The 19,716-nt window shown below is 56.1% G+C and carries 17 protein-coding genes; 16 read left to right on the top strand and 1 reads right to left on the bottom strand.

What is annotated here, in order from left to right:
• The first annotated feature begins 14 nt into the window (after positions 1 to 14).
• The 11 genes from AB1644_02690 (at position 15) to hslU (ending at position 12,810) form a co-directional block, all read left to right on the top strand.
• A complete protein-coding gene (locus AB1644_02690) occupies positions 15 to 1,130 on the top strand; it encodes a hypothetical protein (GenBank protein MEW6049955.1) in 1,116 nt (371 codons plus the stop codon).
• Positions 1,127 to 3,085: a S8 family peptidase gene (locus tag AB1644_02685; GenBank protein ID MEW6049954.1), complete on the top strand. Its 1,959-nt coding sequence runs from the start codon at positions 1,127 to 1,129 to the stop codon at positions 3,083 to 3,085. Before AB1644_02690 ends, AB1644_02685 begins: the two co-directional genes overlap by 4 nt.
• A 10-nt stretch (positions 3,086 to 3,095) precedes the next feature.
• A complete protein-coding gene (locus AB1644_02680) occupies positions 3,096 to 4,994 on the top strand; it encodes an ATP-binding protein (protein MEW6049953.1) in 1,899 nt (632 codons plus the stop codon).
• A gap of 4 nt (positions 4,995 to 4,998) precedes the next feature.
• Complete coding sequence (locus AB1644_02675) at positions 4,999 to 5,727, top strand: histidine kinase dimerization/phospho-acceptor domain-containing protein (protein ID MEW6049952.1); 729 nt, start codon at positions 4,999 to 5,001, stop codon at positions 5,725 to 5,727.
• A gap of 72 nt (positions 5,728 to 5,799) precedes the next feature.
• On the top strand, positions 5,800 to 6,678 hold the full coding sequence (locus tag AB1644_02670; protein ID MEW6049951.1) for a YicC/YloC family endoribonuclease: 879 nt from the start codon (positions 5,800 to 5,802) through the stop codon (positions 6,676 to 6,678).
• A 16-nt stretch (positions 6,679 to 6,694) separates the two neighbouring features.
• Positions 6,695 to 7,321, top strand: a complete 627-nt coding sequence (gmk, locus tag AB1644_02665; GenBank protein MEW6049950.1) for a guanylate kinase — start codon at positions 6,695 to 6,697, stop codon at positions 7,319 to 7,321.
• 31 nt (positions 7,322 to 7,352) lie between these two features.
• Positions 7,353 to 7,580 carry a DNA-directed RNA polymerase subunit omega gene (gene rpoZ, locus AB1644_02660; GenBank protein ID MEW6049949.1) on the top strand — a complete coding sequence of 76 codons (228 nt, stop codon included), beginning with the start codon at positions 7,353 to 7,355 and terminating at the stop codon, positions 7,578 to 7,580.
• 42 nt (positions 7,581 to 7,622) lie between these two features.
• Positions 7,623 to 9,908 carry a type I DNA topoisomerase gene (topA, locus tag AB1644_02655; protein MEW6049948.1) on the top strand — a complete coding sequence of 762 codons (2,286 nt, stop codon included), beginning with the start codon at positions 7,623 to 7,625 and terminating at the stop codon, positions 9,906 to 9,908.
• 93 nt (positions 9,909 to 10,001) lie between these two features.
• Positions 10,002 to 10,916 (top strand): tyrosine-type recombinase/integrase, encoded by a 915-nt coding sequence (locus tag AB1644_02650; GenBank protein ID MEW6049947.1) that lies wholly within the window; start codon positions 10,002 to 10,004, stop codon positions 10,914 to 10,916.
• Between the two features lie 14 nt (positions 10,917 to 10,930).
• A complete protein-coding gene (hslV, locus tag AB1644_02645; GenBank protein ID MEW6049946.1) occupies positions 10,931 to 11,464 on the top strand; it encodes an ATP-dependent protease subunit HslV in 534 nt (177 codons plus the stop codon).
• Positions 11,461 to 12,810 carry an ATP-dependent protease ATPase subunit HslU gene (gene hslU, locus AB1644_02640; GenBank protein ID MEW6049945.1) on the top strand — a complete coding sequence of 450 codons (1,350 nt, stop codon included), beginning with the start codon at positions 11,461 to 11,463 and terminating at the stop codon, positions 12,808 to 12,810. The genes hslV and hslU overlap by 4 nt, the downstream gene beginning before the upstream one ends.
• A gap of 24 nt (positions 12,811 to 12,834) precedes the next feature.
• On the opposite strand, the gene liaF is transcribed toward hslU, so the two are convergent.
• Positions 12,835 to 13,527, bottom strand: a complete 693-nt coding sequence (gene liaF / locus AB1644_02635) for a cell wall-active antibiotics response protein LiaF (GenBank protein ID MEW6049944.1) — start codon at positions 13,525 to 13,527, stop codon at positions 12,835 to 12,837.
• Between the two features lie 171 nt (positions 13,528 to 13,698).
• On the opposite strand from liaF, the gene argF reads away from it, so the two are divergent.
• The 5 genes from argF (at position 13,699) to AB1644_02610 (ending at position 19,570) form a co-directional block, all read left to right on the top strand.
• Complete coding sequence (gene argF / locus AB1644_02630; GenBank protein MEW6049943.1) at positions 13,699 to 14,601, top strand: ornithine carbamoyltransferase; 903 nt, start codon at positions 13,699 to 13,701, stop codon at positions 14,599 to 14,601.
• Between the two features lie 56 nt (positions 14,602 to 14,657).
• Entirely contained in the window at positions 14,658 to 15,485 is an 828-nt protein-coding gene (locus tag AB1644_02625; GenBank protein ID MEW6049942.1) for a hypothetical protein, read from the top strand.
• 96 nt (positions 15,486 to 15,581) lie between these two features.
• Complete coding sequence (locus AB1644_02620) at positions 15,582 to 16,013, top strand: PaaI family thioesterase (protein ID MEW6049941.1); 432 nt, start codon at positions 15,582 to 15,584, stop codon at positions 16,011 to 16,013.
• A 140-nt stretch (positions 16,014 to 16,153) separates the two neighbouring features.
• Positions 16,154 to 16,666 carry a hypothetical protein gene (locus AB1644_02615; GenBank protein ID MEW6049940.1) on the top strand — a complete coding sequence of 171 codons (513 nt, stop codon included), beginning with the start codon at positions 16,154 to 16,156 and terminating at the stop codon, positions 16,664 to 16,666.
• Between the two features lie 159 nt (positions 16,667 to 16,825).
• Positions 16,826 to 19,570: a M28 family peptidase gene (locus tag AB1644_02610; protein MEW6049939.1), complete on the top strand. Its 2,745-nt coding sequence runs from the start codon at positions 16,826 to 16,828 to the stop codon at positions 19,568 to 19,570.
• Positions 19,571 to 19,716 lie beyond the last annotated feature (146 nt).

The following is a 19,716-nucleotide window of genomic DNA, read 5'->3' as shown; positions in this document are numbered from 1 at the left end:
CACGGTTGATCGTTATGTTCGCGGCCATACTGTCGCTTCTTTCGACAATCGCCGCGCAGGAGAATGCTCCGACTCCCGGCAATTACCCTTCGGTGCCACCGCCTGTTGTTGCAGCCAATTACACAATCCGGGCGCGAGTCCTGGTTGATTCTTCCTTGATCCGAGGAGATTGGGAGCTTGGGTATCAGAACCGCACCAACGAGACTTTGCGAGAACTGTATCTCAACTTACCGCATTGGAAAAAATCCAAGAATGGGGAGAGCAGAACTCTGGTCTGTTCACTTGACAGTCTGCTCGTCAACGGAACACCGACCGTGGTGCAGGTGGAGAAGGGGGACAGTTCCAAAGCGCGTATCGCACTGGACAATCCACTCCAACCTCTCGAGACGCTCTTTCTGCTGGCGGCATTCACTACGCGATTCTCACCGAATATGATGTCCGGGACGAACCTTGACATGCCCGCCGTGTACATGGTCTGGCATCCGAGCATCGCGACTTTTTTCAAAGGGAAATGGTACGCCGGCAAAAAGGTGAGGAAGGTAGGGTGGCGCGGAGAACTGGGACATTTCAACGTTGCGCTCACGGTCGACAGCAGTTTCGAGTTGGTTGGGCCCGGAGAGTTAGCAAATGAAATTCAAATCTACGGTCTTCTGCCTTCGCCCCGACATGACACGGTGATTCTGAATATTACCCGGAGCCGGCAAAAGGGTGACCCGGTCGTGCCGCCCCTTGTTTTCCCTACAGGCGAGAAGACCTATGCCTGGCGGTTTCGCTCGGCGTGGGCGTTTCCTATCGCTTTGGGCCGAAACCTCGTTTGTGATCGAGCGTTTCATGGTGGTAGTATGGTCAGCCTGTGGTATCCCGAAACAGCTGCCGGTGATGTCGGTGATTCCTCAACGCTATTGGTCAGTGAGATAGCAAAACTCATGTTTTCCGGAGCCAGTTCGGATATGTACCCAAACCTTCAGTCCTCAGTTATTGTTGGAGAAATACAAGGCACGCCTGTGCGAATGATCGGGCTTTGGCCTGTTGAAGCCGATCGCACAACGGGTATGATCGACCGGCGCAAGATAATCGAGGGCATGGCAATCACCCTTATCACCGCTCAAGGAACGGCTGACCACCGATGATGACTTTGCGCATACCCATCCTGATTCTTGCCGTAATCATTCTGCCGGCGGCATTGGAAGCAGACTCAGGCTGGGGTACCAAACTGACTCCGCGGGCCGCTTCAGTTGTAAACCAGACTCTCCCCAACGAGGTTGCCAATTGCTGGCTCTTGCTCGACTCGTCAGTTGGCGACAGAACATCTGTTCCTTTGACCGACCGGGCACGGGCCCGTCGAGACCGGGTAGACCCGGTTAACCACCTGGTCGACTGGCGCGACTTCCGCATCTCTGAGGACGCGCTTCAGTTCATCCGCGCAACCGGTGCCCGCGTGCGGACAATCTCGCGCTGGTTGAAAGCGGTATCGGTCGAAGCCACGCCGTCGCAGCTCGCATCTCTGGCGGCACTCAATGCTGTGCAGCGCGTCGATGTTGTCAACAGCTTCCGTTTCGTACCGGACCCGTACGAGCCGACCGCGCCGAAAGTCTCAGCACCGGATGCCGAAATTACCGAAGTCCAGAACGATTTCACGAAGGCCGCTAAACTCCATCAATATGGATTATCCGGAAAAGGCGTACTCATAGCGTTGTTCGACACCGGCTATGACATTCATCACCGGGCTTTCGATTCGACCCGCATCGTTGCCACCTATGATTTCATCAATGCCGACACGGTTGTCGACGGACCGGATTGCCCTCAAGATTTCTCGTTGTCAAATCATCAGGACTATCATGGCACGTTGGTGCTCGGCGCGATCGGTGGTTTCATTCGCGACACGTTGATCGGCACGGCGTACCGCGCGGATTATGCCCTGGCAAAGACAGAAATCACCTGTGGTGGTGTTGAACACAGAATTGAAGAGGACAACTGGATCGCAGCCGCCGAATGGGCCGACTCCGTTGGCGCCGATATCATCAGCTCCTCACTGGGGTACAACATTTTTCAGGACAGCGGCAGTTACACCATCGACCAGCTTGATGGGAACACCGCACGTATTACTGTTGCGGCCGATATCGCAGCCTCGAAGAACATATTGGTGGTTATAGCCGCGGGCAACGAAAGAGGGAACAGTTGGAATCGCATCACCTTTCCTGCCGATGGCGATTCCGTGATTGCGGTTGGCGCGGCTACGCCCGACAGTCAGGTAACAAGTTTCTCGTCGCCGGGGCCAAGCGCGGATGGCCGGATCAAGCCTGATATTGCATCATTAGGGACCGATGTTGCGACCGCATTGGTTGGAAGTGGGACTACAGATGCCTCGGGGACGTCCCTTGCGACACCGTTGGTCGCCGGCGGCGCGGCACTGGCGCTCGAGCAGTTTCCCGCCATTACCGCCGATGAATTGAGAACCCTGATCAAACAGAACGGCAGCCATGCCGGCAATCCTGACAACAATCTCGGCTATGGTATCTACGATGCCGCGCGCTCGGCAGACATCATTAGGATCGATAAACACGACCCCATCACCATCCGGGTGGGTGAAAGGGTCGATGTTGCCATAACAACCTCAGGTAGAATAGGTCAAGTGCCGGCGCTTGCAGTTGTGTCTCCGTTTGCGGGTATTGTGTTCGAGGACAACTTTGATGGTACCGGTACCCTGCAAGTCGACGGAGTTGAGCAGAATATCGGATCAAGGGCTGTCCGGCTGACAGCAGCGATCACGGGATTCGTTGACACAACCGCAATCATCATAAGCACTTATCCGGCAGCAAGACCCGGACTGACGGCATCCCCAAACCCGTTTAGCGGCACGATCACCATTCAAAGCACGACAGCCGATCCGATTAAGGCCGTCACGATTTTCAACTCAGCCGGGGAAAACCTCTGGGAGTGGCTCAATCGAAACAATGAGAGCGCCGACATAGTTCAATGGGATGGTCGGAACGCGCGCGGCCAGCTTGTGGCGCCGGGCGTTTATCTTGCGCGCGTTCAGACCAGCCGAGGCAACGAAATAGTGAAGATTTTTAAAACCGATTAGACGACCCCGCATGTCTACCACGACCAGCGACCTCAGCCCGCGCATCAGGCGCTGCGCCGTCTGCAAGATCGATCTCAAAGGACGATTTGTTTTCGTCGATGATGCCAGCGAGGAACTGTTCGGTCATTCGCGAGAAGATCTGTTCGGCAAGTCGTTCGTCGATTTCGTCGGCCCGGCCGACCAGGACCTGATCACCCACATTGTCCGGCAGCGCAATCACTACGAGTCCTTTTTCGAGAGTACGCGGGTCTCGCTGGTCGGTGCGAGCGGGCAGTTACTGCCTTCAACTGTCGTCATTTCACTCAACTACATAGCCGGCAACCCCGTCAATTTCCAATTGGTGATGAACACCGACCCGGCAGCGTCGATGCGGCTGACGATCGACGGGACCGCACTTGTCGATGAGTTCCTGGCAACCGTCCTGAACGCGCAGCTTCCGGGTGAATGGAACAAAGTGGTGGCGCCGGTGTGCGCCTACACAGAAGCGAAGTGGTTTGTCGTATACCGAATTCATCCCGGCGAACTGGAGCCGGTTGCGGCTGCATCGCCCGCCGGCGCGCTCGAACCGCCGCTTCTCGAACCTCCTGCGGCTACGCCGTTGCATACCTGGCTGGCGTTGTCCGGCGAGGAATACTGCTTCACCGACTCGGCCATGGTACGTCACGCCATCGAGAAAGCCGGTTCTGCTCCCAACGAGTACATCGTGTCAATCCAAGCTCCGGCCGACGGACAGTTTCTCCTTCGCTTTGTGTTCTCCGACCGGGTTGCCTCACTTGAATCCATGGAACGGCCAATCATCCGCGCTCAACTTGCCTCTGATCTGATCCAGCGAGCCGCGTCACCGGACACGACCGACGAACAACCCTCCGCAGCGACAGACGCACAGGCGGCGTTGGATGCGGTCGGCTCGCAGCTTGGGCTGCCGTACTGCATAATCGAGACCGGCGGCCATCTCAGGATCAGCAAGCCGTTCGAGTTACTTTTCGCTTCAGGGCGCTGTCCGACCACGATGCAGGAATTCCTTGATGTCCTGGGCGCGAACAACTCGCCAGATGTCGTGGATACCCTCTCGCTACTGCTTAAGCGTCGAGCCGGTGGTCAGGAGCGAGCGATAGCTCTGTACCTGGAAGAGGGTCGGGCTGTCTCATTGTTTGTTACACCGGTGTGCCTGGACCAGTCAACCGATCAAGTCTGTATTGTCGCTGTGCCGACTCTGCAAGCGGAGCGAGAACACGCCGAAGCTATCGGTATTGCCGATCAGATCGGCGTCGCCGCTGCGCTGCAGTCTATGCTCTCGGCCGCCCACAGGACCGCCGAGCGACTGGCACATCAATGCTACGATCAGCTTGCCGGTGACGGCAATTTCCATCTTGAATCTCTTTCCGAGCGGATCGTTCGCGCTCAGGGGATGCTGTCGGATGTCTCGTCACTTCTGGCGCTTATCAAACAACCAGAAACGAGCCAAACGGTCGACCTCAATCTTCTGGTGCGGCGCCTGAGCGACCAGGTCCGGTCAGTGCAGGGCGGACCAAATCCGACCGTGCGATTCCATAATCTTCCCAAGATCACTACTGCGCCACACAAGCTTCAGGCTATCGTTAAAGAAATCCTCAAGAACGCCGCTACCTTTTCCGGTGGCAAGCCGGCCGAAGTGACGGTCACGGGGGTCGTGCAGGATAGCGTCTGTGTGCTCGAGTTCGCGGACAACGGCGCCGGGATCCCGGAGAAGCACCTGGCGAAAGTCACCGATTTCTTTTTCCGTGTCCCCGATGCGGCGGTTCTGTCCCTTCCCGGGCGCGGGTTCGGGCTCGCCATGGTACGCGTACTCATGTTATGTCTGAACGGGACCATGGAGATAAAATCGACGGTGTCAAAGGGGACCACCGTCACACTCAAGCTTCCGGTGTGAGAGCATGCGAACACTCCAGCGGACCACTCGAACTGATTTCACGTTTCTGCTTGCCAGCGGCAATCAACAGGACGCCGGCCGGATCGAGGCGGAGATCAAGAACCGCTATCCCCACAGTCAGGTGACCATGGTGACATCCAGTCGTCAGACGCTTGACGAGCTTCGGCACCGCTTCTACGATGCCGCCGTGGTCGACGCCACCCTTGCCGAATCGGATTGTTTCGGCATCGTTGCCGCGCTCCGGCAGGACGGAGTCGACACGCCGATCATTGTCCTGTCCGAGGACCTCTCAGGTCGCAATTCGAGCGAAGTACTCAATGCGGGCGCCGATCAGTGTCTTATCAAGGAAGGCTCCTATTATCAATCCGTGCCGCGCGTGATCGAAGACGTCTGCCGCTATCGCCGTCTGATCCTGGAGACGCGCAGGTTGGAAGAAAAACTGCAGGACAGGGACAGCACGGAGATCGTCAATATCGTCGCCGGCACGTTATCGCATGAGATCAACAATCCGTTAATGACCATTCTGGGGACAGCCGAACTACTGGTCGAACAGTTCAAAAGCGGCAATTCGGAGTTGCAGCGGAAACTCCAGGTGATCCAGCAATCGGCGCGTCGCATCCAATTGGCATTGGCCACACTGGTGACCTCGACCGAACCGGAGATCAAAGTAACCGCCTCAGGGCGCCTGATAGACACGCGTCCACCAAAGCTCACGTTGAAACGACGAAACTGACTTCCCTAAGATTTCCGATTGACATTTCGCCTTTCGGCTCTATTTTTGTGCCTTGTTTAGCAAGGACGTATCATGATTTATTCCATGACGGGGTTCGGCCGTGCCGAGCAGAGTACCCGGCTGGGGATGCTGACGGCTGAGATCTCCAGTGTCAACAACCGCTTCCTTGATTTGACCATCCGCCTGCCGCGACAGTATGCGGCCCTGGAAGTTCGAGTCAAGGAACTGGTGGCGCGGTCGTTGTCACGCGGACAGGTGACAATCGTCGTGACGCTCGAAGAAGCCGATGACTCACCGGACAAATTTCTGGTAAATCGGAAGGCGCTCGTGGCATACTGGCGACAGCTTGTCGCGCTTCAAAAGGAGCTTCGGATCCCCGGTGATGTGACGATTCGAGATATGCTCATTCTTCCCGATATCGCCAAGCCGGAACGACAAGGCCGGGACATCGATGCGGCATGGGCCGTTTTTGAAAAGACCCTCGCCAAGGCTCTGGCCGCCCTTGGCGCCATGCGTAAGAAAGAGGGCGCGGCTATGGCTACAGATATGGCCAAGCGCCTCTCCGTGCTCAAGGACGCCGTATCACAGGTGCAGAAACGTTCGGTCAATGCCGTTGAAGTTTATCGCGAGAAGCTGGCCACCCGCATTGCGGAACTGACGGACCCATCGACGCGGAATTCCGCCCGCCTGGAAGAAGAGATCGCCATCTTCGCCGAACGAACCGACATAACGGAAGAATGTACGCGGCTTATCAGTCACATCGATCAATTCAGGGATGCGCTCAAACTTCGCGAGCCGGTCGGCAAAAGGTTGAATTTCATCTTGCAGGAGATGAATCGAGAGGCCAACACGATCGGTTCCAAGTGCTCCGATTTCGGAATTACCACCCTGGCGATCACGCTCAAAGAGGAGATCGAAAAGCTCCGCGAGCTGGTCCAGAACGTCGAGTGAATCAAGGATATCTGCTTTGTCACTAACGCCCGCCCGCGGCAAGATCGTCATCATTTCTTCCCCCTCGGGAGGAGGAAAGACGTCGATCTGTCGACGGCTGCTCTCGCGTTCGCGGCGACGGCAGGGCTGGACGTTCTCGGTATCCTATACGACCCGGAAACCGCGCATTGGCGAGCGAAACGGCCGCGAGTATGTGTTCGTAACTGAGCCGCAGTTTGACCGGAAAGCGCGGGCAGGTTTTTTCGCGGAACATTTCCGCGTTCATTTGTACAAGTACGGTACTCCGCGCCAACCGCTTGAGCAGATTCGTCGTCGCGGCGGTGTGATGCTTCTGGATGTTGATGTCAACGGCGCCTTTCGACTGCGACGTGAGTTTCCGGATGCCATTACGGTATTCATTCTGCCGCCATCGATCGCGGAACTCAAACGCCGCCTCCGCCAGCGGGGGACCGAGACTGCAGAGCAGTTAAGGGTCCGATTCGAGAACGCACGCAAGGAAATGAGGTTGTATCATAAGTTCGACTATGTCGTTGTCAATCAGGAGCTTGACGTTGCCGTCCAGGACGTGCTCAGCATCGTGCGCTCGCATCATTGTCGCGTCCAGTCCCTGTCGGCGGAACAAATACGGAATATCATTGGTTAAGCCCCACGGCTATATAATGTAGAGGAACACAATGAAGCCTGTGAACATTGAGAATGTCGACCGTATGACATCGAATCGCTACGAGGCCGTCATCGTGGCCGCGCAGCACGCCCGACACCTTAACGCCATGCGACTGGCCCGGTTGCAGGCCTTGCAGGAAGGCCAAACCGTGGACATCGAAGCCCGCAAGATCACCATGGTCGCCCTCCGGGACCTTATGGAGGGGAAGGTAAAGTTTGAGCGCTCCGGTTCGATGTAAGAAATAATAACTTTCGGTCACACATACTGACAGGAACCATTCATGGCCCGAAACCTTCTCATTGTCGAGTCTCCGGCAAAGTCCCGAACGCTCGCTCGTTTTCTGGGGGACAGCTTCGAGATCAAATCGACTATCGGTCACATTATTGATCTGCCAAAGTCCAAGCTTGGCGTCGATGTCAAGAACGACTTTGAACCGGACTACCGTGTGATCAAGGGGAAGGAAAAGGTCATCGATGAACTGAAGAAGGCGGCCAAGAAGGCGGACACCGTGTATCTGGCGCCCGATCCGGACCGTGAAGGCGAAGCCATTGCCTGGCATGTCGCCAACAGTCTCAAAGGAACCAAGGCCAAGTGCGTGCGTGTTACGTTTAACGAGATCACCAAATCGGCGGTGACCGAAGCGGTCAAGAACCCCCGCAAGATCGACATGAATCTCGTCAACGCGCAGCAGGCGCGTCGGGTGCTCGACCGGCTGGTCGGCTACAAAGTCTCACCGTTCCTCTGGAAGACCGTGGCCAAGAATCTCTCGGCCGGTCGTGTGCAGTCGGTGGCGCTCCGTCTGGTCTGCGAGCGCGAAGAAGAGATTAAGAACTTCGTTCCCGAAGAATACTGGCTGATCAAGGCACTCCTTGCCACCCATCAGAACGAGCAGTTTACGGCCCAACTCTACAAGATCGAAGATCAGACGGTGGTCAAGGGGGGCGAGGCCGGTCCGAAGAAGATTACGATCAAGACCGAGCAGGAAGCGTCGCAGATTCAACAGGAACTGAAAGCCTCCTCGCCAGAAGTTGCCGAAATCAAGAAGTCCGAACGGGTGCGCAGACCGGCGCCGCCGTTCATCACCTCTACGCTTCAGCAGGAAGCGGCCAAGGCATACGGCTACTCGCCCAAAGTCACGATGTCGATAGCGCAGCACCTGTACGAGGGGATCGAGGTTGGCAAAGAAGGAGCCACCGGCCTTATCACGTATATGCGTACGGATTCGACCCGTGTCTCCGAGGAAGCGTTGAAGCACGTGCGAGATTTTATCAAGGACAGCTTCGGCAGCAACTATCTACCCGGCAAACCGAATTTCTACGGCAAGGGGAAATCGGCCCAGGACGCCCACGAGGCGATTCGCCCGACGCATCTTGACCTGCCGCCTGACAAGGTCAGGAAACATTTGACAGCACAGCAGTTCAAACTGTACACGCTCATCTGGAATCGATTTGTAGCTTCCCAGATGACCAATGCCGAGTACGATGTCGAGACGGTTGATATAGAAGCCGGGCGATTCATCCTGAGAGCGACGGCCCAGACACTCAGGTTCGATGGTTTCCTTCGGCTTTATCACGAAGAGAAGGAGCCTGATGAGAACGGCAACGGCGAAAACGGCTCCCAAAAGCTCCCGGTTCTCAAAAGAGGGGAGAAACTGACTCTTGTAGAGGTCACTCCGAGCCAGTCGTTCACCCGCCCGCCGGCTCGTTACTCGGAAGCCATGCTGGTCAAGCGCATGGAGGCTGATGGCATTGGCCGTCCTTCGACCTATGCCAGTATCATCTCGACGATCAAGGACCGCAAATATGTGGACCTGAAAGAACGCAAACTGTCTCCCACCGAACTCGGTATAGCGGTCAACAAGATCCTCGTGGAACATTTCCCGGATATTTTCAATGTCGCTTTCACGGCCAATATGGAAAAGGAACTGGACCTGGTCGAAGACGGGACGGATGACTGGGTGAAAGTGGTGGGGGATTTCTACCAGCCATTCAGCAAGACAATCAAGGGGCTCGAGCACAAACACGATGACATCAAGGCCGCTTTGACCGAGGTCACCGATCAGTATTGCGAAAAATGCGGCGCCCCGATGGTTATCAAATGGGGACGGAATGGCCGCTTTCTGGCTTGCTCATCGTATCCGGACTGTAAGAATGCGCGCCCGCTGCCGGAAGAGGAAGCGCGGAACAAAACTGACCAGAAGTGCGACAAATGCGGCGCCGACATGGTGATCAAGTCAGGTCGGTTCGGCCGTTTTCTGGCCTGCTCGGCCTACCCCGAATGCAAAAACACCAAGCCACTTACGCTCGGCATTCCGTGTCCGAAGCCGGGATGCGGCGGAGAGATTCTTGAGAAGCAGACCAAGGGCCGCAAAATTTTCTACGGCTGTAACAAATACCCCAAGTGTGATTTCGCCAGTTGGGACCGCCCGGTGAATCATGTCTGCCCGGTGTGTCAGAATCCCTACTTGGTGCAAAAGAGCACCAAGGAAAAAGGTGACTTCTGGCGCTGTCCGAAATGCAGCCACGAGATGGCGGAAGAATCGTCAGAAAAGAAGCCGGTGGCGTAGGCCCATAACGAATTGTGTCGCATTCGGTTAGAGTAGTCCTGGTCGCAACCGAAAGCGTTTGCCCCGCTCTTTGTTTTTCGATACTTTCGCTCTATGCCTCATCGCCTGCTGGCTAAATACCTGCACGAACTCGCGCACATTCGCAAGCGCTCGGCCAAGACCATCGATGCCTACCGTCGCGATCTTCAGCCGTGGGTCGAGTTTCTCGAACAACAATACGCGGCGCTTCCGGACGCGGCGAAGAACGATCCGCTGTTCTTACGCATCTATCTGCAAAGACGGGTCACTCAAGGAGTTTCCAACCGATCCATTGCGCGGTTCCTCTCGGCGCTTTCCGGTTTTCAGAAATTTCTGAGTGCGCACAAAGAGGGAAAACCATTACTCTTCAAGATACCGCGCATCAAATACAGCGGCAAACTGCCGTCGTTTGTTCCCCAGGCTGAAGCCGTGGGCCTTTTCGAACACGAAACATCGCGCACGGACAAAGGGAGCTACGCCTACTGGCGCAACTATATGATGGTGGCACTCTTGTACGTTACCGGCCTGAGGCGTGAGGAACTGGCCGGCGTGCGATTGTCCGATATCGACCTGTCACGTGGTCTTATCACGACCATTGGTAAAGGAAACAAACAACGCGTGGTGCCGGTCGGCGACAACACCCTTTCGGATCTCAAGCGGTATCTCGAGGAGCGCGAGCGGTTCGCGCACATGCGCGCATCCAGTGCGCCGCACCTGTTTCTCAACAAGGCAGGCCAGGGTGTATCGGTGCGGACGGTCGATCGCTTGGTGAAGCAATTCGCCCGCTCGCACGGGATGGAGTTCACCCCGCACACGCTTCGGCATTCCTTCGCGACTCATCTCCTCGAGAATGGGGCCGACCTGCTGCTTATTAAGGAGATTCTTGGGCACGCGTCCCTCTCGACCACCCAGAAATACACCCACGTGACGGCTGAATCGATGAAGCGCGTGTATCAGGCCGCACACCCCCGGTCCGGTTCGAAACGATAACGAGGTTAAAGATGATGTACCATGCGACGACCATCCTGGGTCTGATTCACAACGGCAAAGCCGCCATGGCCGGTGATGGCCAGGTGACATTTGACGACACGGTTTTGAAGGCCAACGCCGTCAAGATTCGCAAAATGCAAGACGGGAAGATATTGGCCGGATTTGCCGGGGCCGCGGCGGATGCGCTGGCTCTGTTTGAACTCTTCGAAAAAAAGCTGGAAGAGTTTCCGGAGAATCTGGCTCGTGCGGCGGTCGAACTGGCCAAAGAATGGCGCACCGACCGCACGCTCCAAAAACTGGAAGCCGTGATCGCGGTCACCGATGGCCAACACATCTTCCTCATCAGCGGCAATGGCGACGTCGTCGAGCCGGACGATAAGATCGTGGCAATCGGTTCCGGCGGCACCTATGCGCTGGCGGCGGCCCGGGCGCTGATATTCGCCAGTCCCAAAATGAGCGCCGAAAAAGTTGCCCACAAGGCTTTGGAGATCGCCGCCGATATCTGTGTCTATACCAACAAGAATATCAAAGTGGAATCCATAAAATGAAGAACGGCTATCTGACACCGCGCGAAATTGTCGAGCATCTGGACAAGTATATCATCGGCCAGACCAACGCCAAGAAGTCCGTGGCCATAGCGCTTCGCAATCGCTGGCGCCGCCAGCATGCCCCCGAGGATCTCCGAGGGGAGATCATGCCCAACAACATTATTATGATCGGACCGACCGGTGTCGGCAAAACCGAAATCGCGCGTCGCCTGGCCGATCTGGCCAAAGCGCCTTTCATCAAAGTTGAAGCCTCAAAGTTCACTGAGGTCGGCTATGTGGGGCGTGATGTGGAATCGATGGTACGCGACCTGGTCGATATCAGCGTCAATATGGTTAAGACCGAAAAGGCCAGGGATCTGAATGACAAGGCATCGCAGCACACCATTGAACGCCTGCTCGATCTTCTCGTCGGTGTCCCGGCAGTTGAAGCCAGCAGCCCGGCAGGTGAGGGTAACGCGCCTGAGATTCGCGCCGGCACACGCGAGAAGTTTCGAGCCAAGCTGCTTGAAGGCAAGTTGGATGAACGCGAAATAGAACTGGAGGCGCCGGAGACACAGTTCCCGGTCGTAGAGATTTTTTCGCCCATGGGGATGGAGGAACTGGGAGTGAATTTCCAGGAGATGTTTTCGGGTCTCCTGCCCAAGAAGACAAGACGGCGCAAGATGAATGTGCGCGAGGCGCACAAGTTCATCATGAATGAAGAACTCAACAAGCTGGTCAATATGGACGAGGTGATTTCTGAGGCGCTGGAACGGGTGCAGGAATCCGGTATCGTATTTGTCGACGAGATCGATAAGATCGTGGGGGACCATTCCAAGGTGGGCCCGGACGTCAGCCGCGAGGGAGTGCAGCGCGACATCCTCCCGATTGTCGAGGGCTCAGGCGTCATGACCAAGTATGGCATGGTGCATACCGACCATATCCTCTTCATCGCCGCCGGTGCCTTCCATTCCAGCAAGCCGGCGGATCTGATCCCGGAACTGCAAGGAAGATTCCCGATACGCGTAGAGTTAGATTCGCTCACGTCAGCGGATTTCGAGCGGATATTGACCGAACCGAGGGCGGCTCTGGTGAAACAGTACCAGGCGCTGTTGAGCGCGGAAGGAGTCGAACTGGAGTTTACGGTCGATGCGGTGAAGAAGATAGCACAGATAGCCGAACGCGTTAACCAGGAATCCGAGAATATCGGCGCCAGGCGCCTTCATACGGTGATGACGAAATTGCTCGAGGAAATACTCTATGAACCGCCGACCAAACGAAAAAAAGTTGTCGTGACACCAGCGATGGTCGACAAACGGCTTTCGGGAATCATCGAAGACGAGGATCTCAGCAAGTACATTTTGTGAAGAGCGCGGTCGAGGCGCGGTACACTACACCTGGTAGACGCGTATATCACCGATGAAATTGTTGGTGGCGATATACAGTTTGGACTCGGCGCCGGCATAGTTGTCGGTCTGACTATCTAGCGAGTTTCCGAATCCTGAGGCGCGTTTCCCCAGCACCTCCACGTCACCCACAAATCCCGAACAGTGCACATACAGCGGAAAATCGCGCGGCGCCAGGATTTGAACGTCACCGAGAAAACCGGAAATGATCATGCGGTTCAGACCTCCGGTCAGCCGACCGCCGCGCAGATTGACCGTGAGGTCGCCGATGAACATGGAGACCTCGACGTTCTGCAGATTGACGTTCTGACACTCAATGTGCATATCGCCAAGGAACTTGCTGTACTTCACTTTGCCGGCCTCGAATTGCGGCGCCTCGCTTGTCCAGCCGGGTTGGCCTGAAGCTCCAGCATAAGACGGACCCCGAGCGCTTGATGACCCATATGTCTGAGATTGTGCCGGCCCCCCGGCAGTGGAACCCGCGTCGGTGTACGAGAAGTCATATTCCACCCCGTGCTGGCGTTCCCGGTTCTTGTGCCGCGTGATCAGCCAGGCTCCGAAAATGATCAGAGCGACCGGAAGAACGAAACTGAACAGATGGATGTTGAGTGTTTTCAGAAGAAGCAGGGCCCCTAAAGCGACCAGGATGAGACCGAATATGATACTCTTCTTTTCCACGTACATGCCAATCCTTCGATACTCTTGTACGTAATATCGACCCCTCTGTTACGCCGGGCAAGATTTTAATCGACCATCGGTTCCACCTGAATGTCGATCCCTTGACTTTCCTTGCGCCTCCCGTTTTATTCGCGGGGAATTTGCGTCTGTGATATCGAAGCAGGAGGAAATATGGCTCGTTCCCTTACCCAGATAGCTGATCTGACCGCTGTCGAAGTCGAGCAGATCTTTGAACTTTGTGGCCGGATGAAACGTGGTGAGATCGCCCCCAGGCCGTTGGCCGGCAAGTCGGTCGCCTGCCTGTTCATGAAACCATCCCTGCGCACCCGCATATCGTTCGAGGTCGGTATCAGCCAGCTCGGCGGGCAGTCGCTCTATATCACTGACAATGAGGTCCAGCTCGGTAAGCGAGAGACGATCGCCGACGCCGCCCGGGTGTTGTCACGCTACGTGGCTCTTATCATGATCCGGACATTCCGGCAGTCCGACGTCGAGGAACTGGCCAAACATGCCGCGGTTCCGGTCATCAACGGCCTCACCGACCTGGTGCATCCGTGCCAGATTCTGGGTGATTATTTCACCGTCCTTGAGCATTTACCACCGCGCCGGAAGTACAAGATAGCCTATCTGGGAGACGGCAACAATATCACCCATAGCTGGCTCAACCTGGCGTCGCTCCTGCCCATGGACCTTCGTGTCGCCACGGCCGAAGATTGCCGACCGCTGCCTGAATTTGTCGAAAGAGCTCGCCGCAACAAGGAGAGCCGGGTGCTCCTGACCTCCAATCCTAAAGAAGCGGTTGCCGGTGCCGATGTTATCTATACCGATGTTTGGGCCTCGATGGGGCAAAAACATCTGGCAGAAGAAAAGGAAAAGAAGCTTAGAGATTTTCAAATCAATAGTTCTTTGCTGAAGGGCGCTGATCCTAAAGCCATTGTCCTTCACTGTCTGCCGGCGGAGAGGGGGAAGGAAATAACCGATGAGGTTATGGACGGCCCGCAGTCGGCGGTCTTCGATCAGGCGGAGAACCGGTTGCACATTCAAAAGGCAATTATGGTGTTCCTCCTGAAGTGACGGCGGCGTCGGGACGACCCTCGCGAAGAACGGAACATCGCGAAAGGAGACGCAGCATGCGTTCCAGCAAGTTCTTCTTCGTGTTTGGCGCCGTCCTGACGGCAGTCGCGCTGATCGGACTTTACGGCTGCTCGGACGACAAAGCCACGACCACGGTTCAGGAAGACCCGCAATACGTCACCGTCCAGGAGCAGACCAACAGTTACATCGATTCCACCATGATCCTCGCGGCCAATGCGCTGCAGACGGTGCTGGTAGCCAATGCCGGCAGCGACACCAGCGTGCCGGTCGACTATGGTTCAGTACGTCCTGACACAATTATCACCGATGGCGGCTGGTACGTGGTTATTCTCGACGATCTCGCGACCGCCTACGAATTCCACTACCGGGATTCCATCCAGTTCCGCAAAGGCACCGTGCCTCAGGCCCATCCGCGGGGTGCCGATGAAATGAGTATCCGTCACGCGTGGAGTTTCAACACCGCCGACACCACCGGTGCATTCCGGAACTATGATGTTCGGGGCGCGTACGAATTCGGCGGACTGAACACCGATCAGGCGACCGTGAACGGTACCAGCAACTTCCAGGCAGAGGCCCGTCGGACCTTTGGCGGGCTGAACATTCGTTCCACCTATGTCCTGGAATCCACGGTTAGCGACGTGGTCTTCAATCGCGCTCAGCAGGGCTGGCAGTACGGCTGCCCCGTGTCCGGAACCGTCACCGCCACGGCCACGCTGACTTTCCACGGTGATGCCCCTGCGCAGGATGTGGTTACCACGTGGAATATCGAAGTCACGTTTGCCAACGGCGTGATGAATGCATCGGCGACCAGCGATAACGCCACCCGGACCTACACCCGCACCCTCTGCCAGAATGGCAACTGATTGCCGCGAAGTTTAAGACAATGTGCTCAAGCCCGCCTCAGGCGGGCTTTTTTATTGTCGTTGACGGCCGGTCGATTTAGCCGTATAACAACTCGCGTGAAAGAAATCAAACGCTACAAAGGCTGCTTCGTCTGCGGCGATCTCAATCCTCACGGTATCAAAGCGGTCTTCTGGCACGACGGCTCTCAGGCAGAAACAACGATCGTCGCCGGTCAGGAGTTTGAGGGCTATAGAGGGATCTACCACGGCGGTATTATGGCAGCATTGCTTGATGAAGTGATGATCAAGGCTATTCTGGCACTGGACATCTTCGCCGTGACGGCCGAGATGACCGTTCGCTACAAACAGCCCATAATGACCGGCGACCGAGTTGTCTTCCGCGGACGTATTGTTGAACACAAAGGGAGAGTCTATGTGACTGAAGGGGAGGCTGTTGGTGACGACGGTCGGATTTTCGCAGAGGCGACAGGGAAGTACTTGGTGGCCCGACCGGAACTGCGAGAGCAACTGGTTCGATCGCTTGACTGATTCTGCATAATTCATGCTGACCGCGGGGCTATTACGTCCGTGCGTTCGATGTCGGCTCGCCGCAAGTCGTTCAATGACAATCGACTACGCGGATGCGTGGCGGACGTTTGACCGGCAGGATAGTTGCGTAGCTTTTCTCCGTGAACAATTCGGCTCAGCCAGTCGTGGCTTACATAGCTTCGGCCTACCGGGCACTTAGTGATTCAAAGCTTGAGAGCGAGGAGTTTGCCCACGGCCTGATTATGTTCGCCGTGCCGGATTACGGCATACAATTCCGTTGTCGGGTCGAAGCAGATCCAATGCGTCTGGAGTTGGGCGCACTGTTTGCACTTCTCAGGTTCCTGAAGACGAAACTGGCACACGTGAAGATTCCAGCGCTTGAGGTTCGTTCATCGTCGCCAAGGCTCGTCTTCTCGCTTGGGTCACGGGTAGGGCCATTTGCCGAAAGTACCGAGTGGAACCTGTTACTTCTTGAGTACACCAAAGAGATGGAGGTAACAGCCCGCTATGTTGCACCACGCGACAACTGCTGCCTATTAGCGCCCACGGAGTTACCCTCTCAACCCGAGTCCGAACACCCGTTGTTAAGACCCACTATCGAAGACCGCACGAAATTCACGATGAAGCCGTTCCAACGCGGCATCGATCTCTGAACGCGGACACCCGACTCTATTCATTGACAAATCGGCTCAATTGCATAACTTGAGAACAGGTTCTCATCTGTTGATCCTGCTGTGATCTTTCGCCAAACAAAGGCCGGTAGGTACTCGTCATAAGACATACCGGCTCGACTCTTGGTTCAGGAGGAGTTTATGAAGGTGATTGGCTGGATTCTGCTTGGGTGCGCGCTTGCAGGTCGGGCAGATGCGGTGGATATCGGGTTCGTTGCAATCGACAGCGACCGTGATGTCATGCAGGCACGGTCAGTTCTCTCGCATGCAATGGCCAGAGTGGGAAATCGCTTCCTGGTGGCAGTTGACTCGGCGCAGCAGTCCCAACTCGCTAAGGGCGGACTCTCGTGGGAGTCGGTGCTTGTCGACCAACGGCTTGATGACTGGTACCTTCTTATGTCATCTCATGGGCAGGACGCCACGGGCTGGCTAGCGGCGGACGTTCAGGCTGTCCGCCTCGATGAAGACCGCTTCTTGGTGCACCTTTCATCGTCGACAGTAAAAGCGATAGCCACGGAAGCCAATCTCAAATGCAGGGAGCTTTCGGACCTAAGCATCCGATTCACGCATCAACCATCGATTGCTGTTGCTCAAGACGAGTGGCGTGATGGGTTCCCGTCCGATTCACTCGCGTTGAGGGTCAGCCAGGACTCCCTCTATGCGTTCGATTCGCGACTGCAGGCCTTCTACACTCGTTTCTTTCGGACCGATTCGGCTTTCAAGGCGCGCGATTGGTTAGTGCAGAAATTCCAGGGATGGGGATATACACAAGTCACCACGCAACCAGTCTGGGTGGGAGAATACTGGGGGACACCGTGCAACTGCTGGAGTGACAATGTCATGACCATCAAACCCGGGTGGGCCGAACCGGAGAAGATTATCGTGATCGGTGCCCACTACGATTCATACAGCCAGTATGACGAAATGGTACATGCGCCGGGCGCCGATGACAATGCTTCCGGTACATCCGTCGTCCTGGAGATGGCTCGAATACTCAAGGACATACCGCTTCGCAAGACAATCATCTTTATGCCGTTTGGGGCCGAAGAGATCTGGATGTATGGCTCCTATGTTGCTGTCGATTCATTTGCGGCAGTGGGAGCCGACATCGAGGTGATGTACAACTATGATATGGTTGGGTACGAACCTAACACCGTTTACAATACGCGCCTTCAGGCAGGAAACAATCAGGCGTATTTGAATGTGTCGGTTGCCTGCGCGAGTCGCGTGTCCAGTATTGTTCCCTGGCTGCCGTCGGGGCTTCAAGCCTCGGATCACACGCCGTTCGATGAACAGGGTTGGCCCGTAGTGTATACTGCCGAAGGTGATTTCAACACACCGAACTATCATCAACCGACCGATTCCACCAGCAAACTGAATTTTGACTACATGACGAATATTGCCAGAATGGCCGCAGCGGCACTCGGATACGTCGGGGATGCCGCCAGTCCGACACCAGTTGACAGCATTGTCGACCAGGGGGATGGACAGGGTCTGACCATACATTTTGGAAATGTCCGAAGTGATTACACTTATTACGCATATCGTGGTACTGCACCAGGAGTCTACAACGATTCGGTGCCGGTTACGCCCGGCGCAAGTCAGCAACTACTTACGGGTCTGACGCAGGGCGTCAGGTATTATATGACGGTGCGAGGAATCCCCGACGGTGGGTATCCAGCCGTATATGCAGAGGAACTGTCGGAAACCCCTCTCCTGTATCCTCGCATTCCCGCATCCGTGAGCGCTGAACCGCAAATCGGCGCCATACGTCTCTCCTGGGCCAGCAACCATGAAGCCGATCTTGACCACTACGAGCTGTATCGCCGTGCGGAGTTCGAGACCGAGTTTCGCCTCATCGCCGGGAACCTGATGCAGACGACATTTGATGACAGTACCGCGTTGCGATGGTTTGCCTCGCGCTATCGCGTCAGGGCGATTGATCGAACCGGCCTGGCTTCAGATTTTTCGGTTGAGGTCGCAAGCACGCCGGCGACGTTTGATCATGGGATATTGATTGCGGATGAGATGACGGAGGAGTACGATTTCATGCCGAGCCAGCCGGAGTTGGAAGCGTGGTACGACACGGTGTTGAGCGGCGCGCCGCACGGGTTGGTGACGGTGGATGATTATGCGGATGCACTGAAACGTCCGTTGGCGGGTCAGTACTCCTCGATCTGGTGGATTGATGACGACATCGGGACGAAGCTGCTGCGGTACAGTCGGGACACGCTGCGGTGGTACAGTGGGTTCACGAATGACATGCTGATTGCGGGGTACCAGACGATCCCGTTGTTTACGCCGGCCCCCTCACCGGGCCATCTGTTGTACGATGAGTTTATGCTGCAGTCGTACGCGTTGAACTATGCGAAGGATTTTGCGGGAGCGAAGGGAGTGGGGGGGTGGCCATCGGTCGAGCTTGATACGACCCGGGGGATCAAGCGGATGGGGGACATTCCGAGTTTGACGCCTCGTGCCGGCGCCACGATTATCTACCAGTACGATTCGAATATAGATGATCCGGGTCGTGAGAACACGCCGGTGGGGATTGCCTATGATGGTCCTCGGGGGAAGCGGGTGCTGTTGTCATTTCCGCTTTGGTACATGACGCCGGGGTCGGTGCAGGCGCTCATGAGTGCGGTGAAGAGTTATTTTGGGGAGACGGGTCAGGCGCCGGCGGGCGGGGATCTGGATGGGTCGGGGTTTGTGGATATTGGGGACCTGGTGGCGTTGGTGGACTTCATCTTTTTTGGTGTACCGGTGCCGAACGGGCCGGCGTCGGCGGACACGGATGGTTCCTGCGTGGTGGACATCACCGACCTGCAGCGACTGATCGATTATCTGTTCTTTGGCTCTGATGCGCCAGTGTCGGGATGCGCGCACTGATGCGCGACCCACGCTCCCTGGTTGACAAGGGAGTCCGTGTCGATAGATTGGAGAGATCAGAAGGCCTGAAGTACTTGCGTGTGATTAGTGCCGAACGGAGTTCAGGAGCTGCGTTGGAATTGTCATCTGAGAGTTGACCGGAGGCG

This window comes from Candidatus Zixiibacteriota bacterium (genome assembly GCA_040753875.1).
Taxonomy (GTDB): Bacteria; Zixibacteria; MSB-5A5; order GN15; family FEB-12; genus DATKJY01.
The sequence above is the reverse complement of the archived record's forward strand: the minus strand, read 5'-3'. Positions and strand labels throughout refer to the sequence as shown.